Genomic DNA, 15,262 nt, shown 5'->3' on the forward strand with positions numbered 1-15,262 from the left:
CATCGGTGCTTCAGAAGCCGTCGATCGCGAGGTGAGCTGATCATGAGAGTGTCACTGGCCGCTGTGCAGCCGCGGGTAGTTGAGGCGTGACTAGATTGCAGAGCGTGAGTGAGCCGGAGTCCCTGAAGCCGAAGCGAGGCTTCCTCGAAAGCGTGCGGGACATCAGCCGCAACCCGGAGCCCGAGCGGGTCGGCCAGCGTTGGGGGTTCGGCGCTTTTCTGCTGGTGGAGGCTGTCTTCATCCTCAGCGCCGTGTTCATCACGGCCGTTGCCAAGCAGTTCGGTGTGAGCCTGGTCGACTCGGTGTCGTTCGTGCTGATCGGCTCGATCGTGCCGACGATCCTGGCGGCGGCCGTCGCCATCGTGATCACGTACGTCAGAGGCAACGGGCCGAAGATCGACCTGCGCTTCACCATGACCAAGGAAGACCTGGCCACGGGTCTCAAGCTCGGCATCCTCGGCCTCGTCCTGACCTACTCCGCCGCCACGATCTGGGCGAAGGTCGTCGGCGAGGAGAACGCGACCAGTGCCGTCGGCGACCTGCTGTCCGGCTCGAACCTGCCGCTCAGCGCCGCGATCACGATGTTCCTCTACGTCAGCCTCATCGGGCCGGTCTGCGAGGAGATCATCTACCGCGGCCTGCTGTGGGGTGCCGTCGAACGTCAGGGCTGGAGCCGCTGGGCCGCGTTCGGGCTCACCACGGTGATCTTCGCGATCGGTCACTTCGAGCCGCTGCGCACGTCGTTGCTGCTCGTGATCGCCATCCCGATCGGCATCGCCCGCCTGCTCACCCGCCGGCTCGGGGCGAGCATCGTGGCGCACATGATGAACAACTTCCTGCCCGGCCTCACCCTCCTGCTCGTCTCCGTCGGGGTCATGTGATGGATCTGAACAGCGACCTCGGCGAGGGCTTCGGCATCTGGCAGCTCGGCGACGACAACGCGTTGCTGGGCATCATCACCAGCGCGAACGTCGCGTGCGGCTTCCACGCGGGCGATCCGTCGACCATGCGCAAGGTGTGCGAGGAAGCAGCCAAGAACGGCGTGAAGATCGGCGCTCAGGTCAGTTACCGCGACCTGGCCGGCTTCGGGCGGCGGTTCATCGACGTCGACCCGATCGAACTGGCCGACGAGGTGCTGTACCAAATCGGTGCGCTCGACGCGTGCGCACGAGCAGCAGGCACTGAGGTCGTGTACGTGAAGCCGCACGGCGCCCTCTACAACGCGACCGTGCACCACGAGAAGCAGGCGAAAGCCGTGGTCAACGGTGTCAAGGCGTTCAAGGACCTGCCGATCCTCGGTCTGCCCGGTTCCCAGCTGCTCGAGAAGGCCGCCCAGGCCGGGCTGAGGCCCGTCCAGGAGGCCTTCGCCGACCGCGGCTACACCCCGGAAGGCACGCTGGTCCCGCGCGGTCAGCCGAACGCCCTGCTCACCGACACCGCGCAGATCGTCGAACGAGCGACCCGGCTGCTCCAGGGCGAGCTCGTCGCCGTCGACGGAACTGTCATCAAGACCAGCGCGGAGTCGTTGTGCGTGCACGGCGACACGCCGGGAGCGGTCGCGCACGCGGGTGCCGTGAGGGAGGCGCTCGGCACGGTGACGGCGTTCGCGTAGGACCCGATTCGGATCCACCGACCCCCATCTGGCAGAATTGCTCGCTGTCCGTCGTGGTCGGCCCCTCTGCCCGGGCCACGACTGTGCGAATCATCAACACAGAGCTTCGAGGAGTACCAGGCCAATGGCCGTCAAGATCAAGCTTCAGCGTCTCGGCAAGATCCGCCAGCCGTACTACCGCATCGTGGTCGCCGACGCGCGCACCCGTCGCGACGGCAAGGCCATCGAGACGATCGGCAAGTACCACCCCAAGGAAGAGCCGTCGTTCATCGCGGTCGACACCGAGCGCGCGCAGTACTGGCTGGGTGTCGGCGCGCAGCCGACCGAGTCGGTGCAGCGTCTCCTCGAGATCACCGGTGACTGGCAGAAGTTCAAGGGCCTGCCGGGCGCCGAGGGCACCCTGAAGGTCAAGGAGCCGAAGCCGTCGAAGGCGGACCTGTTCGCCGCCGCGCTCGCCGCCGCGAGCTCCGAGCCGATGACCGAGGCCACCACGCCGAAGGCGAAGAAGGCCAAGAAGGCCGACGACGCGCCCAAGGCTGACGCCGAGGCGCCCAAGGACGAGGCGTGAGTTTGTTGGCTGACGCCCTCGAACACCTCGTTCGCGGCATCGTCGACCACCCGGACGACGTCCGGGTGAACCTCGTGACGACCCGTCGCGGCCGCACCCTCGAGGTCCACGTCCACCCGGACGACCTCGGCAAGGTGATCGGTCGTGGCGGTCGCACCGCGACGGCTCTGCGCACCGTGATGGCCGGTATCGGCGGTCGTGGTGTGCGGGTCGACGTCGTTGACACCGACCGCTGAACGAAGCTGCAAAGGGCAAATGGACGTCGTCGTCGGCCGCGTGGCCAAGGCGCACGGGATCACCGGCGAACTCTCCGTTGACGTGCGCACTGATTCACCCGAACTGCGTTTCGCACTCGGGCAGAAGATTCAGGCCAAGCTGCGTGACGGCACGTCCCGAAGCCTCACCGTGTCAGCCGCCCGGCCTCATGCCGGGCGGCTGCTCGTGCGTTTCGAGGAAGTCCTCACGCGCGACGTCGCGGAGTCGTTGCGCGGCACGTTGTTGCTGGGCAGCACCGACGATCTGCCGCCGACCGGCGATCCGGACGAGTTCTACGACCACGAGCTCGAAGGGCTCTCGGCCGAACTCGTCGACGGCACCAAGATCGGCACGGTCAAGGAGATCCTGCACGGCCTCGGCGGCGAGCTGCTCGTGGTCATCCGTGACCGCGGCGAGGCGCTGATCCCGTTCGTGCGCGAGATCGTGCCCACTGTGGACGTTCGCGGCGGCCGTGTCGTGATCGATCCGCCAGAGGGCCTGCTCGATGCAGATTGACGTCGTCACGATCTTCCCGGAGTACCTGGCGCCGCTGCGTGCCGCGTTGCTCGGGAAGGCGATCGACAAGGGCCTGATCAGCGTCGGCGTCCACGACCTCCGGGACTGGACGCAGGACGTGCACAAGGCCGTCGACGACAGCCCGTACGGCGGTGGTCCCGGCATGGTCATGAAGGCCGACATCTGGGGTCCCGCGCTCGACGACGTGTGCACGGACGAGACCCGTCTCATCGTGCCCACGCCGGCCGGACGCCCGTTCACGCAGGCGGTCGCGCACGAGTACGCGAACGAGTCGCACCTCGTGTTCGCGTGCGGTCGCTACGAGGGCATTGACCAGCGTGTTGTCGATGACGCCGCACGGCGCGTGCGCGTCGACGAGGTGTCGATCGGCGACTACGTGCTCGTCGGCGGCGAGGTGGCCGTGCTCGCGATCGTGGAAGCGGTCGCGCGACTGCTGCCCGGCGTGCTCGGCAACCCGAAGTCGCACGCCGAGGACTCGTTCCAGGACGGCCTGCTCGAAGGTCCGAGCTACACGCGGCCGGAGGTGTGGCGTGAGCTCGCCGTGCCGGACGTGCTGCGTTCCGGCAACCACAAGCTGATCAACCGCTGGCGGCGTGACCAATCGCTCGTGAGGACCTTCGCAAGGCGTCCTGACCTGCTGGAATCGTTGCCGGAGGACGCGTTCGACAAGCACGACCGGGCCTTGCTCACGCGCTTGCGCGAGGGCGGGGAGTAGCCCGATTTCATTCCGGAGTGCCTGGTCTGGCACACTGGACCAGTTGCCGCACCCGGTTGTCATATCGGCGTGCGCACCAAGCCGACCCCCATCATGTCGTGCACAGCCATGGAACATGCTCTGGGGAGTTCACAGACACGTGAGGAACCACCGATGAACATCCTGGACGCTCTCGACGCCCAGTCGCTGCGCTCTGACATCCCGAGCTTCCGCGCGGGTGACACGCTGAAGGTCCACGTCCGCGTCATCGAGGGCTCGCGCGAGCGCGTCCAGGTGTTCCAGGGCGTCGTGATCCGTCGCCAGGGCGGCGGCATCCGCGAGACCTTCACCGTCCGCAAGGTCTCGTTCGGTGTCGGCGTCGAGCGCACCTTCCCGGTGCACTCCCCGAACATCGCCGAGGTCGAGGTCGCGACCCGCGGTGACGTGCGTCGCGCCAAGCTGTACTACCTGCGCGACCTGCGCGGCAAGGCTGCCAAGATCAAGGAGAAGCGCGAGGCCCGTCCGGTCTCCTGATCGGTGGCTTCGAGCCCAGCAGACTTCGAGGACGCCTCCGCACCGGATGAACCGGAGCGGGGGCGTACTCCTGTTTGGAGAGAAGTTCTCTACGTCGTCATAACTGCCGTTGTGCTGACGGTGCTGATCCAGGCGTTCGTGGCGCGGGTCTACGTGATCCCCTCGGCGTCGATGGAACGCACGTTGCACGGCTGCACCGGCTGCGAGAACGACCGCGTGCTGGTCGACAAGATCACCTACCGCTTCGGCGACATCGAACCGGGCGAGGTGGTCGTTTTCCGCGGCCCCGAGGCGTGGACCGCGAACGACTTCCGCGCCGCGCCGTCGACGAATCCCGTTGCGCGTGCCGCACAGAACATCGGTTCGTTGCTGGGCATCGCGCCCGCGAACGAGCGTGACTTCGTCAAGCGTGTCATCGCGCTGCCCGGACAGACCGTGATGTGCTGCGATGAACAGCATCGTCTTGTCGTGGACGGCAAACCGCTTGATGAGCCCTATGTGTACTGGCAGCCCGGTACTTCGTCAGCGGACCACGAGCCGTTCGCTCCGGTGCGCGTGCCGGATGGACGGTTGTTCGTAATGGGGGACAACCGGATGAACTCCACCGACTCGCGCAAACAGGGCGGTGGGGGCGTAGCGGGCACAGTGCCCGTCGAGAACGTCATCGGGAAGGCGCGGTACGTCGTTTTCCCGAAAGATCGGTGGAGTGTTGTGTCGGATCACAACCCGCAGCCCCTAGGCTGATCTCGTGGTTGACGTCGATCCAGCGCAGAACCCGTCCAGCGACGAGCCCGCTTCGGACGCTTCGGATGAACCCACTTCGAAGAAGAAGAAAAAGGGCAACTTCTGGAAGGAACTGCCGGTCCTCATCCTGGTCGCGTTCGGCCTCGCGATCGGCATCCAGGTCTTTCTCGGCCGCGTCTACATGATCCCGTCGGAGTCGATGGAGGCGACGCTGCACGGGTGCACCGACTGCTACGGCGACCGGGTGCTCGTGGACAAGGTCACCTACCGCTTCACCGATCCGTCGCCCGGCGACGTGATCGTGTTCCGCGGGCCGCCGTCGTGGCAGAACGACTTCATCTCCGACGAGCCGGCCAACCCGATCTCGCAAGGGCTGTCGTGGCTCGGATCGCTGATCGGGCTGCCGTCGGCGAACGAGGAGGACTTCGTCAAGCGCGTGATCGCCGTCGGCGGGCAGACCGTGAAGTGCTGCGACGAGCAGAACCGCGTGACGGTCGACGGCAAGGCGCTCGACGAGCCGTACAAGCACTTCGACGACGGCACGCCGGCCGAGCAGGAGTCGTTCGAGGAACTCAAGATCCCGGGCGGCATGCTGTTCGTGCTCGGTGACAACCGCAACCACTCGTGCGACTCGAGGTGCCAGGGGCAGGGCGGGCTCAACGGGCTCGTGCCGGTCGACAACGTGATCGGCAAGGCGCGCGTGATCGTGCTGCCTCCGTCGAGGTGGGGCGGGGTGACGGACCACGACCCGCAGACCGTGTCGATGGGTGCGCCGGGCTGGCAGCAGAACGTTCCGCTGGGGCTGGGTATCGTCGCCGCGTGGCCCCTTCTCCTGCTGGGACGTCGAGCGCGGGACCGATTCCGCCGATGACCATGCTGATGCCGCCTCGCGCGGTGGTGCGGGGCTCGGCCGGGAACTGGGCGTTGCAGGGCTCGCTGGAGCGTCGGGGACTGGGTCCGGTCGCCGGCGTCGACGAGGCCGGGCGCGGACCCTGTGCCGGGCCGCTGGTGATCGCTGCGTGCGTGCTGCGGCCGGGTGACGCGGCGCGGCTCGAGGGCTTGAACGACTCGAAGCTGATGACGGCCCTGGCGCGAGACCGGATGTACGACCTGGTGCTGAAGCGTGCCGTCGATCACTCCGTCATCGTCGTGTCGCCCGCCGAGATCGACTGGCTGGGCATCCACGTCATGAACCTCGAGGGCATGCGGCGCGCGGTGGCGCAGATGGCGACGCATCCTGGGTACGTGCTGACCGACGGTTTCAAGGTGCCGGGGATGCCCGCGCCGAGTGTCGCGGTGATCAAGGGCGACCAGGCGGCCGCGTGCGTGGCGGCGGCATCCGTGCTGGCCAAGGTCACGCGGGACCGGATCATGGAGGACCTGCACTCGCGGTATCCGCAGTACGGGTTCAACGTGCACAAGGGGTACTGCACGCCGGAACACACAGCGGCGTTGATGGAACACGGGCCGTGTGCGGAGCATCGCTGGTCGTATGTAAATGTGGCAGCGGCGGCTTCGAAGCACGGTCTCGCCGCGCCGCACAGGGTGGCGCGCGGCACGACCGCGACAGCCGTGGTCCAGAATGGTGCAACCCCGGCTGACGTCGGGGAGCTCGCGACGAGTGAGGGCGCGGAGCAGATGACCCGCGCGGAGGCGTAATGAGTGCAGAGGATCTCGAGAAGTACGAGACCGAGATGGAGTTGTCGCTGTACAAGGAGTACCGCGACATCGTCAGCCAGTTCTCGTTCGTCGTGGAGACCGAACGGCGTTTCTACCTGGCCAACTCGGTGGACGTGCAGGTGCGCAACGCCGATGGCGAGGTGTACTTCGAGGTGCGCATGTCGGACGCGTGGGTGTGGGACATGTACCGCCCCGCGAGGTTCGTCAAGAACGTTCGTGTCATCACGTTCAAGGACGTGAACGTGGAGGAGCTGGACAAGCCGGACCTTCGCCTGCCGGAAAGCGGGCCGTTCCCCACGTAGCACCCACTAGCACACCCCACCGACAATTCCGCCGTTTCAAGATCGACGACGGCCGACTTGTCCACAGCCGCTGAGTTGTCCACAGATTCCCCTCAGCCCGGCCACCCGCCCCACCCCACCCTGCAAGGTCGTACCCAACGACCCGCAGGGAGGCGAAGGCAGTGGTGGCAACAGCGGAGGTACCGGCCGAGACCAGGCAGCAGGAGCTGGGCAGGCAGGGCGAGGATCTGGCGTGCAGGTACCTGGAGGGGCAGGGCCTGGTCGTCCTGTCCCGCAACTGGACGTGCCGCGACGGCGAGCTCGACGTCGTGGCCGTCGAGGGTGGCCGCCTGGTCGTCTGCGAGGTCAAGACCAGGTCCGGTCCCGTCTGGGGCCGCCCGGACGAGGCCGTGGACCAGCGCAAGCTGTCCCGCCTGCGCAGAACGGCCCTGCGCTGGCTGGCCGCGCACGGCGTCGGCTGGTGCCAGGTCCGCGTCGACCTGATCTCGGTCACCTGGCCCCCTGACGGCAAGGCGCACCTGCAGCACCTGCGGGGAGCCTGAGATGGGCCTGGCGCAGGCGTGGTCGGTCGCCCTCTACGGCGTCGACGGCCTGGCGGTCGAGATCGAGGCCGACGTGGGCGTGGGCCAGCCCCGCACCCACCTCCTCGGCCTGCCGGACGCTTCTTTGCACGAGTCGAAGGAGCGCGTGAAGGCCGCTGTCCGCAACAGCGAGGAGGAGTGGCCCAAGCAGCGCATCGTGCTGGGCCTGTCCCCGGCCAACCTGCCCAAGGGCGGCAGCGGCTACGACCTCGCCATCGCCTGCGCCACCCTGGCCGCCGCCGGCTCGGTCCCGCCCGACCGCCTGGCCACCACCGTCCTGCTCGGCGAACTGGCGCTGGACGGCAGAGTCCGCCCGGTCCGCGGCATGCTCCCGGCCCTGCTGGCCGCCCGCCGGGCAGGCCTGAAAACAGCCATCGTCCCGGTCGACGCCCTGCCGGAAGCGTCGTTGGTGGACGGCGTGGAAGTCCACGGCGCGCTGACCCTGTCCGAGGTCCTCTCCTGGTTGCGCGCCGAGGACGTGACGCTGCAACCCGCCCCACCCGCAGCCGACCCGCCCTGCCCGGCGGGCCCGGACCTGGCCGACGTGGTGGGCCAGCCTGAAGCGCGCTGGGCCCTCGAGGTGGCCGCGGCCGGCGCCCACCACCTTCTCCTGACCGGCCCACCGGGCACCGGCAAGACCATGCTGGCCGAACGCCTTCCCGGCCTGCTCCCACCGCTGACCCGCCAAGACGCCCTGGCGGTAACGGCCGTCCACTCGGTGGCAGGCGTCCTCTCCTCGGACTACCCGCTGGTGTCGAGCCCGCCGTTCGTGAACGTCCACCACACGACCTCGATCGCCGCCCTGATCGGCGGCGGCAGCGGAATGGCGAAGCCAGGCGCCGCCTCCCGAGCCCACAAAGGCGTGCTCTTCCTCGACGAGGCCTGCGAGTTCGGCCAGAAGACGATCGACACCCTCCGCACGGCCCTGGAAGAGGGCGAAGTCCGCATCCCCCGCCGCGACGGCATAGCCCGCTACCCGGCGCGCTTCCAGCTGATCCTCGCCACGAACCCCTGCCCCTGCGCCCCACCCAAAGAGATCGACTGCATCTGCACCACCACAGTCCGCCGCCGCTACCAGGCCCGCCTCTCCGGCCCTTTGCTGGACCGCGTGGACCTCCGCGTCCGAATGCGAGCCACCACCGCCATGTCCAACGCCGACGCCACCCCACCCGAACCCACCGAGGTGGTCCGCGCCCGAATCCTCAAAGCCAGATCAAGGGCCGCCACCCGCTGGTCCTCCCACGGCCACACCTGGCCCGCCAACGCCCTGGTCCCAGGCCCAGCCCTACGCCGCGAGTTCGCCCTCCCACGCCAAACCACAGCCCTCCTGGACCGCGCCCTGTCCACCGGCGCCCTGACCGGCCGAGGCGCCGACCGCTGCCTACGAGTCGCCTGGACCCTCTCCGACCTGGCCGAATCCGACACCCCGACCGCCGACCACGTAGCCGCCGCCCTCCAATTCCGAGAACGCCGAGCCCTCTCCTAACCCCGCCACCACCCCCACACAACCGGCCACAGCAGCACTCAAGCCCCGTCTCGACGGCCGGCCCATCCGAGCGGCCGCCAGCCCACCCCCGGCGAGCGCCCGCTCACCCCAACGCCCACAGTCCCCACCTGGGCCTCAGCCACCCGTCACTCACAGCCCGCACCCGGACCCGCCCGCCATCCGCCCGCATCCGCCCGCGCCCGAACCTGGCCCGCATCCCCAACCCCAGGCCCATCCCGGCTACATCTCGACCCGGCCGGATCCCAGATCCGGTCACATCCCGAACCCGACCGCGTCCTAAGCCGCCAGGCGTAGTGCCCCACCCCGCTCACCCCCTCACCCATCGATCTACAGCCAGCGGGTGACCTGCCCTCGATCTCCTCTCTACCCAGACGCCGTGCCTCCCCCCAAGCCGCCGGGCGCGGAGCCCCACTCCCACTCCGCGCCCGGCACCTCGCCTGATCCCCGCCGCCCGAGTCGCCGGACGCAGAGCCTCGAGCCTCGGCTCGCGTCCGGTCCCGAGCGGGGCGCCCGCCCCATCCCCAGCGGGCGCCCCGCTCACCTGCCCGTCCCACCGACAAGGAGTCCGACCATGACCCCACTCCTGGCCCCAGCCGCCTTCGCGGCGTCCGCCGTGCCTGCTCTTCTGCAGCTGCCCTGCACGCTCCGAAGGCGCCCCGCCGGCATCAGCCCGCCGAACCCGTGGCCCCCAGAACCCTGGAACCGCTGGCTGCCCTGGTGGTGGTTCCGGTGACCGCTCCACCCACCACCACGACGGCCGGTCCGTCCATCGATCCCGTCCGTCTGGCCAGGGCATACCTGTCCCGCGTTGCCGAGCCCTACCCGGCGGCGCTTGCGGGGTTGGTGGCCCAGGTCGGGCCGGTTGAGGCCGCTGAGCTGGTTCGGGCGGGGGAGGTGTCGCCGTCCGTTGCCAGCCAGACGTCTGCTCGCCGGGGTGAGGAGCGGGCGCGCGAGGACCTTGCGCGTGTTGCCGAGCGGGGTGGGCGGTTGGTGATACCGGAGGACGACGAGTGGCCGCGGTGGCCGTTCGTGGCGCTGGGGAATGCGCGGCGGGGTGAGCCGTTGGCGTTGTGGGTGCGTGGGCCGCATGACCTGGCGGAGGCGGTCGAGAAGGCCGTGGCGGTCGTGGGATCGCGGGCGGCCAGTGGGTATGGCGAGCATGTTGCGGCCGAGTTCGCGTACGGGTTGGCGGACGTGGGCGTGACCGTTGTATCCGGTGCGGCGTACGGGATTGACGGTGCTGCTCATCGCGGGGCGTTGGGTGCCAACGGGTTGACCATCGCGGTGCTGGCCTGCGGGGTGGACTTCGCCTATCCCGCTGGGCATCAGGGGTTGCTGGGCAAGATCGCGCGGGAAGGGCTGATCGTCAGCGAGTATCCGCCTGGGGTGACGCCCGCGCGGCATCGGTTCCTCACTCGCAACCGGCTCATCGCGGCCTTGGGCGGCGGCACCGTGGTGGTGGAGGCCGGGCGGCGTAGTGGGGCGAAGAACACGGCCGCGATCACGCTGGCCTTGGGGCGGCCGTTGATGGTGGTGCCTGGGCCAGTCACTTCGGCCAGTTCTGTCGGGTGCCACGAGTTGTTGCGGGACGGACAGGCGGTGTCGGTCAGCTCGGTGGCCGAGATCGTGGCGTCGGCGGGGCGGTTCGGCGACGACCTCGCCACCGAGCCCGCCGAGAAGGACAGCGAGCTCGGGGCGCCGCAGGGGGAGGCCATGCGGGTCTACGAGGCCTTGGGGAAGCGGTGCGGGGTCAGTGACGAGGGCGCGTCGGTCGAGTCCGGGGTGCCGTTGGAACGGGTTCGGGCGTTGTTGCCGGAACTCGAGCTCGCCGGGCTGGCGTTGCAGGTCGACGAGGGCTGGCAGAGGTTGGAGCTGCGGTGATCAGCCGGCCAAGGGGTCGTCCATTGTGGACAGAGGGTTGCCGCCGGCTGGAGTGAGTGCGCAGGTGGTGTGGCGTGCCTGACTCGGGTGCGGTGGGCGCAAGCGGTTGCGGTCCTCCTGTCAGGCGCCGCGCCCCGGGCTGCCTGCGGAGCGATCTTCCGCGCGGCCTGGCGGGCTGGGTGGGCTCGTTGTTCGGCTGTTTGGACGGCGGTGGCGGCCGCCGGCGCTACTCCGAAAGGTGATCTGCGCGGGCTGTCACGCTTCTGGTCGTCACAGGGAGTTGAAGCGTTATCGAGTTGCCGATCATGAGAGCGCTCTCAGATGGCGCGAGGGTGTGGCGATACTTGACCAAACGCCCCGACTGGCGCAGCGTCTTGGCCTATGTCCCCGCCGCCGCATGGTCGGACACGTCGTGTCGATCTCGTTCGCCTGCGCGAAAAACTGCCGGCGTGCGTTGCAGACGTGTTGCGGCAGTACGAACGGCACCTGATGTTGGAGCGTGATCTCTCGCCGCACACCGTGCGCGCGTACATCGGTGATGCGGTGGCCCTCCTTGGACATGTCGCGGGGAATAACCTGGAAAACGCCGACGTCGGGCGCGTTGACCTCGCGAATCTGCGGTCTTGGCTGGCCGCGCAACGCACGGCAGGTGCCAGCCGCACGACACTTGCGCGGCGGGCTGCTGCTGCGCGCACGTTCACGGCTTGGGCTCACCGCGCCGGTCATCTAGCCGCAGATCCGGGGCCTCGGCTCGCCGCTCCGCGACCGCATCGGACGTTGCCGTCCGTGTTGCGGGCGGACCAGGCGAAGGACGCGCTGGCTGCCGTATCCTCTGGCGCTTCCGAGGGCGATCCGGTTGCGCTGCGTGATCAGGCCGTGGTGGAGTTGCTGTACGCCACAGGTATCCGCGTGGCCGAACTCTGTGGTCTTGATCTCGGCGACGTGGACTACTCCCTAAGGGTGATTCGGGTTCTGGGCAAAGGTGGACGCGAGCGCAGCACGCCGTTCGGCGTGCCGGCGGAGCGAGCGCTGCGGCGGTGGCTGGACGAGGGGCGAAACGCCCTGGTAGCACCGGATTCGCCACCGGCGTTGTTCCTCGGTGCCCGCGGCGGCCGGCTGAACCAGCGGGCTGTTCGCACTCTGGTGCACGAGGTGGTCGCCGTGGTACCGGATGCACCGGACATCGGGCCGCACGGGTTGCGCCACTCCGCTGCGACCCATTTGCTGGAAGGAGGAGCGGACCTGCGCACCGTCCAAGAACTGCTTGGTCACGCTACGCTCGCAACGACTCAGCTTTACACACACGTCACTGTCGAACGGCTGAAGGCGATCCATGACCGAACCCACCCCCGTTCCTGACGCCGCAGGGGGAGGATCGCGTACGGCGACCGTGCCCCCTGAACCCGTCGTGCCCGCACCGGTTTCGAAACAAGCGAGCAACGGGCACCGTCAGAACGGCGCGCCGCGCACCGAGGCGAGTTCCGAGCCCGGTGCCGACACGCATGTCAACGGCATGCCCGCTGCCGTTCCGACTGCGGTGACGCGCGCGGACGCCAGGTCTGGTGACGACGTCGAGGCCGGCATCGTCGCGTTGTGGCGCAGCTACGGCGAGTCCCGCGAGCAGGGCCAGCGCGATCGCCTGGTGCTGCACTACGCGCCGCTGGTCAAGTACGTCGCCGGCCGCGTCGGCACCGGCCTGCCCGCCCACGTGGACGTGGCCGACCTGATCCAGTCCGGCATCTTCGGCCTGGTCGACGCGATCGAGAAGTTCGAGCCGGAACGCGGCCTCAAGTTCGAGACCTACGCCATGCAGCGCATCCGCGGCGCGATCCTCGACGACCTGCGCTCCCAGGACTGGGTGCCGCGCTCGGTCCGCAGCCGCGCCCGCGACGTCGAACGCGCCCTGGAACGCCTCGGCGCCAAGCTGCAGCGCACGCCCACCGACCGCGAGCTCGCCGCAGAGCTCAAGATCGGCCTGGCCGAACTGCGCGAGCTCTACGGCCAGCTCCAGCTCACCAGCGTCGTCGCCCTCGACGAGCTGATCGCCCCGAACAAGGGCGGCGCCTCCCTGGCCGAATCGCTGCCGGACGACGGTGCCGAAGACCCGGTCGCGAGCCTCGTCGACCAGGACAGCCGCCGTCAGCTGGCCGACGCGATCGCCCAGCTCGCCGAGCGTGACCGCGTGGTCGTGACCCTGTACTACTTCGAGAACCTGACCCTCGCCGAGATCGGCAAGGTCCTCGGCGTGACCGAGTCCAGGGTCTGCCAGCTGCACACCCGCGCCGTCCTGCGCCTGCGCACCAAGCTCAACGAGCAGTCCGAGGCCTGAGCAAGCCTCCTTCCTCACCCGCAACCCGGCGAGCGCCGGGCTGCCGCACGCTCACACCGCCATGCCGCCGCGGTGCGCTGACGAGGCCGCCGAGCCTCTAGAACTGGGCAAAACGTCCCTTTCCGTCGCTTGCCAGGGCTAATTCACTCGAACGGGTGGCTCTTGGAGCGGCTCCAACCACACCGAGTGCCCACTCGGGCAGCGGCCCGCCCGGAACCAGCCGGCGTGGGCTTGCCGGGCACGTCCAGGGCCAGAACAGGTGCTGGAAAACGGGCCGAAGACCGCAGATGAGGCCGCGCGTGGGGCGTGAGTCAGGGCGCACGGGGTGGGTTCGGCCGCTTGTCAGGCAGGTGTGGGGCCCGACATGCGGGTGCGGGGCCACCGCCAGCGGGTGTGGCGGGAGATGGATGGAGCTGTGGGCGTGACTGCCTTCTGGCGGCTGCGGGACGGCGGGCGTGACCGGGTTCGCCGCAGGGCGGAGGGACGGCTGACCGTCGCTGGGGCACGAGCTGTGGCGGCCTCGACTGGGTCAGGATGTCGAGAAGTCGGCATGGGCTTGCCGAGCACGTCCAGGGCGAGAACAGGTGCTGGAAAACGGGCCAAAGGCCGCAGGTGAGGCCGCGTTTGGAGGCGCGAGTCAGAGCGCACGGGCGTGGGTTCGGGCGCTGGTCAGGCGGGTGTGGGGCCAGGTCAGGCGGGTGTGGGGCCACGGCCGGCAGCTGTGGCGAGAGGTGGATCGCGGGTGGACTTGACTGCCTCCTGGTGGCGGTCGGGGTGGTCGGTGTGACCGGGTTCGCTGCGGGGCGAGGAGCGGCTGTCGGCCGTTGGGCACGAGCTGTGGGGCCGCTGCCGGCCGGGATGCGGTGGGCAGGTGTGCTGGGAGGTCGAGGAGAGGCACGCCGCTGCCCTCGACTTCCTGGTGGCTGTCGGGGTGGTCGGCGTGACCGGGTTCGCTGCGGGGCGGAGGAGCGGCTGACGGCCGTTGGGCACGAGCTGTGGGGCCGCGGCCAGCCGGGATGCGGGTGGGCAGGTGGGCCGGGAGGGTCGAGGGGGAGGCGCGCCGCTGCCCTCGACCTCCCGGCGCCTGTCGGGCGTCGCGGCGCGCAACGGGGACGCGCCGTCGTCGACCGCCGGGCAGTGGCGGGAGGACGCCCGATCGGGACCGCTGCGGGCGGGACGGGGCGGCCGCGCAGCGGAAGGTTCGTCAGCCGCCTCTGGGCGGTGTTGAAGGGGGCAGCGGGAGCAGGCGTACGCGACCTGAGGTCACCAGGCGGAGCGGGTCCAGGTATTCGGGGCCTCGGCGGACGCCCCAGTGCAGGCAGGGCGATGGGCAGTGGCCCTCTTGGAGGTGGCCGAGCACCTCGCCGCGGCGCACCGAGTGGCCTGCCACCACCACAGGGGCCACTGGCTCGTAGGTGGTTCGCAGGCCGCCGCGGTGTTGCAGGGACACGAGCGTGCGGGCTGCTACGGCGCCGGCGTAGACCACCACGCCGTCGCCTGCTGCCAGGACCGGGGTGCCCGCGGCGGCGGAGAGGTCGACGCCTCGGTGGCCTGGGCCGAAGGGAGTGGCCGGGGCGGTGAACGCGCGGACCACCGGGTGCGGGGGTGGGAGCGGCCAGGTGAAGCGAGCGGTGGAGGGGGCCAGCAGGGTTGTGAGCAGCAGGGCGGCGGGGAGGAGGGGCATGGGTCAACGGTGGGTCAGGGGGCACCCTGGGGACCAGCGGGTATCGGGGATCTGTGGATTACTCGCCGGTTGTGGACAACTGGCCGCCGTGGGCCGGGGGCGATTCGAAGTTTGTCGGGGGTTCGGCGTAGACTGTCGGGCGCGTCCCGTCTGTGCGCGGGACGACTTCGCGTGCCAACGCAGATCCGACCAGCTGATCCCAGCCGGGTCGAGTCACGACGTCCGACGGTCCTGATGGTGGAGAGATCCTCCGTGGGTGCGGACGGCGGCAATGGCACCAGGGCTGACGGCCTGAAAGGCCTGAAGCGTCAACCGAACTGACGCGCATGGGCGAGAGCCGGCGCGTCCCGACAG

The 15,262-nt window shown here is 69.4% G+C and carries 18 protein-coding genes; 17 read left to right on the forward strand and 1 reads right to left on the reverse strand.

Annotated features, from left to right (window positions below):
* Positions 1-104: 104 nt before the first annotated feature.
* The 17 genes from ACWGE0_RS17790 to ACWGE0_RS17870 all read left to right on the forward strand — a co-directional run bounded on the left by ACWGE0_RS17790 (position 105) and on the right by ACWGE0_RS17870 (position 13,224).
* A complete protein-coding gene (locus tag ACWGE0_RS17790; protein ID WP_319970171.1) occupies positions 105-881 on the forward strand; it encodes a CPBP family intramembrane glutamic endopeptidase in 777 nt (258 codons plus the stop codon).
* Positions 881-1,612 (forward strand): LamB/YcsF family protein, encoded by a 732-nt coding sequence (locus ACWGE0_RS17795; protein ID WP_452261963.1) that lies wholly within the window; start codon positions 881-883, stop codon positions 1,610-1,612. Before ACWGE0_RS17790 ends, ACWGE0_RS17795 begins: the two co-directional genes overlap by 1 nt.
* 124 nt (positions 1,613-1,736) lie before the next feature.
* A complete protein-coding gene (gene rpsP, locus ACWGE0_RS17800; protein ID WP_452261964.1) occupies positions 1,737-2,180 on the forward strand; it encodes a 30S ribosomal protein S16 in 444 nt (147 codons plus the stop codon).
* Positions 2,177-2,416 carry an RNA-binding protein gene (locus tag ACWGE0_RS17805; protein WP_030468017.1) on the forward strand — a complete coding sequence of 80 codons (240 nt, stop codon included), beginning with the start codon at positions 2,177-2,179 and terminating at the stop codon, positions 2,414-2,416. The genes rpsP and ACWGE0_RS17805 overlap by 4 nt, the downstream gene beginning before the upstream one ends.
* Before the next feature lie 19 nt (positions 2,417-2,435).
* The gene (gene rimM / locus ACWGE0_RS17810) at positions 2,436-2,951 is read left to right on the forward strand and encodes a ribosome maturation factor RimM (protein ID WP_452261965.1); all 516 of its coding nucleotides are present in this window, start codon (positions 2,436-2,438) and stop codon (positions 2,949-2,951) included.
* On the forward strand, positions 2,941-3,687 hold the full coding sequence (gene trmD, locus ACWGE0_RS17815) for a tRNA (guanosine(37)-N1)-methyltransferase TrmD (RefSeq protein WP_452261966.1): 747 nt from the start codon (positions 2,941-2,943) through the stop codon (positions 3,685-3,687). The genes rimM and trmD overlap by 11 nt, the downstream gene beginning before the upstream one ends.
* A 153-nt stretch (positions 3,688-3,840) precedes the next feature.
* The gene (gene rplS / locus ACWGE0_RS17820) at positions 3,841-4,200 is read left to right on the forward strand and encodes a 50S ribosomal protein L19 (RefSeq protein WP_452261967.1); all 360 of its coding nucleotides are present in this window, start codon (positions 3,841-3,843) and stop codon (positions 4,198-4,200) included.
* Between the two features lie 3 nt (positions 4,201-4,203).
* Positions 4,204-4,944 (forward strand): signal peptidase I, encoded by a 741-nt coding sequence (lepB, locus tag ACWGE0_RS17825; RefSeq protein WP_452261968.1) that lies wholly within the window; start codon positions 4,204-4,206, stop codon positions 4,942-4,944.
* A gap of 4 nt (positions 4,945-4,948) precedes the next feature.
* Complete coding sequence (gene lepB / locus ACWGE0_RS17830) at positions 4,949-5,815, forward strand: signal peptidase I (protein WP_452261969.1); 867 nt, start codon at positions 4,949-4,951, stop codon at positions 5,813-5,815.
* Positions 5,812-6,603: a ribonuclease HII gene (locus ACWGE0_RS17835; protein WP_452261970.1), complete on the forward strand. Its 792-nt coding sequence runs from the start codon at positions 5,812-5,814 to the stop codon at positions 6,601-6,603. The genes lepB (ACWGE0_RS17830) and ACWGE0_RS17835 overlap by 4 nt, the downstream gene beginning before the upstream one ends.
* Positions 6,603-6,926 carry a DUF2469 domain-containing protein gene (locus ACWGE0_RS17840; protein WP_030468024.1) on the forward strand — a complete coding sequence of 108 codons (324 nt, stop codon included), beginning with the start codon at positions 6,603-6,605 and terminating at the stop codon, positions 6,924-6,926. Before ACWGE0_RS17835 ends, ACWGE0_RS17840 begins: the two co-directional genes overlap by 1 nt.
* 161 nt (positions 6,927-7,087) lie before the next feature.
* Complete coding sequence (locus ACWGE0_RS17845; protein ID WP_452261971.1) at positions 7,088-7,468, forward strand: YraN family protein; 381 nt, start codon at positions 7,088-7,090, stop codon at positions 7,466-7,468.
* A gap of 1 nt (position 7,469) precedes the next feature.
* A complete protein-coding gene (locus ACWGE0_RS17850) occupies positions 7,470-8,993 on the forward strand; it encodes a YifB family Mg chelatase-like AAA ATPase (RefSeq protein WP_452261972.1) in 1,524 nt (507 codons plus the stop codon).
* Positions 8,994-9,585: 592 nt separating this feature from the next.
* Positions 9,586-9,747, forward strand: a complete 162-nt coding sequence (locus ACWGE0_RS17855) for a hypothetical protein (RefSeq protein WP_452261973.1) — start codon at positions 9,586-9,588, stop codon at positions 9,745-9,747.
* Entirely contained in the window at positions 9,744-10,895 is a 1,152-nt protein-coding gene (dprA, locus tag ACWGE0_RS17860) for a DNA-processing protein DprA (protein WP_452261974.1), read from the forward strand. The genes ACWGE0_RS17855 and dprA overlap by 4 nt, the downstream gene beginning before the upstream one ends.
* Before the next feature lie 381 nt (positions 10,896-11,276).
* Positions 11,277-12,254: a tyrosine recombinase XerC gene (locus ACWGE0_RS17865; protein WP_452261975.1), complete on the forward strand. Its 978-nt coding sequence runs from the start codon at positions 11,277-11,279 to the stop codon at positions 12,252-12,254.
* A gap of 154 nt (positions 12,255-12,408) precedes the next feature.
* A complete protein-coding gene (locus tag ACWGE0_RS17870; protein WP_452262091.1) occupies positions 12,409-13,224 on the forward strand; it encodes a FliA/WhiG family RNA polymerase sigma factor in 816 nt (271 codons plus the stop codon).
* 1,204 nt (positions 13,225-14,428) lie between these two features.
* Here ACWGE0_RS17870 and ACWGE0_RS17875 read toward each other — a convergent pair.
* On the reverse strand, positions 14,429-14,908 hold the full coding sequence (locus tag ACWGE0_RS17875) for a M23 family metallopeptidase (RefSeq protein WP_452261976.1): 480 nt from the start codon (positions 14,906-14,908) through the stop codon (positions 14,429-14,431).
* Positions 14,909-15,262 lie beyond the last annotated feature (354 nt).

The sequence above is a fragment of the Lentzea sp. NPDC054927 genome (assembly GCF_053610285.1).

Bases quoted from the DNA above. Each gene is read 5' to 3' on its own strand.
- ACWGE0_RS17795 (WP_452261963.1), top strand. From the start codon at position 881: ATGGATCTGAACAGCGACCTCGGCGAGGGCTTCGGCATCTGGCAGCTC.
- rplS (WP_452261967.1), top strand. From the start codon at position 3,841: ATGAACATCCTGGACGCTCTCGACGCCCAGTCGCTGCGCTCTGACATC.
- rpsP (WP_452261964.1), top strand. From the start codon at position 1,737: ATGGCCGTCAAGATCAAGCTTCAGCGTCTCGGCAAGATCCGCCAGCCG.
- ACWGE0_RS17840 (WP_030468024.1), top strand. From the start codon at position 6,603: ATGAGTGCAGAGGATCTCGAGAAGTACGAGACCGAGATGGAGTTGTCG.
- rimM (WP_452261965.1), top strand. From the start codon at position 2,436: ATGGACGTCGTCGTCGGCCGCGTGGCCAAGGCGCACGGGATCACCGGC.
- ACWGE0_RS17875 (WP_452261976.1), bottom strand. From the start codon at position 14,908: ATGCCCCTCCTCCCCGCCGCCCTGCTGCTCACAACCCTGCTGGCCCCC.
- ACWGE0_RS17870 (WP_452262091.1), top strand. From the start codon at position 12,409: ATGCCCGCTGCCGTTCCGACTGCGGTGACGCGCGCGGACGCCAGGTCT.
- ACWGE0_RS17850 (WP_452261972.1), top strand. From the start codon at position 7,470: ATGGGCCTGGCGCAGGCGTGGTCGGTCGCCCTCTACGGCGTCGACGGC.
- ACWGE0_RS17865 (WP_452261975.1), top strand. From the start codon at position 11,277: ATGTCCCCGCCGCCGCATGGTCGGACACGTCGTGTCGATCTCGTTCGC.
- ACWGE0_RS17855 (WP_452261973.1), top strand. From the start codon at position 9,586: ATGACCCCACTCCTGGCCCCAGCCGCCTTCGCGGCGTCCGCCGTGCCT.
- ACWGE0_RS17835 (WP_452261970.1), top strand. From the start codon at position 5,812: ATGACCATGCTGATGCCGCCTCGCGCGGTGGTGCGGGGCTCGGCCGGG.
- trmD (WP_452261966.1), top strand. From the start codon at position 2,941: ATGCAGATTGACGTCGTCACGATCTTCCCGGAGTACCTGGCGCCGCTG.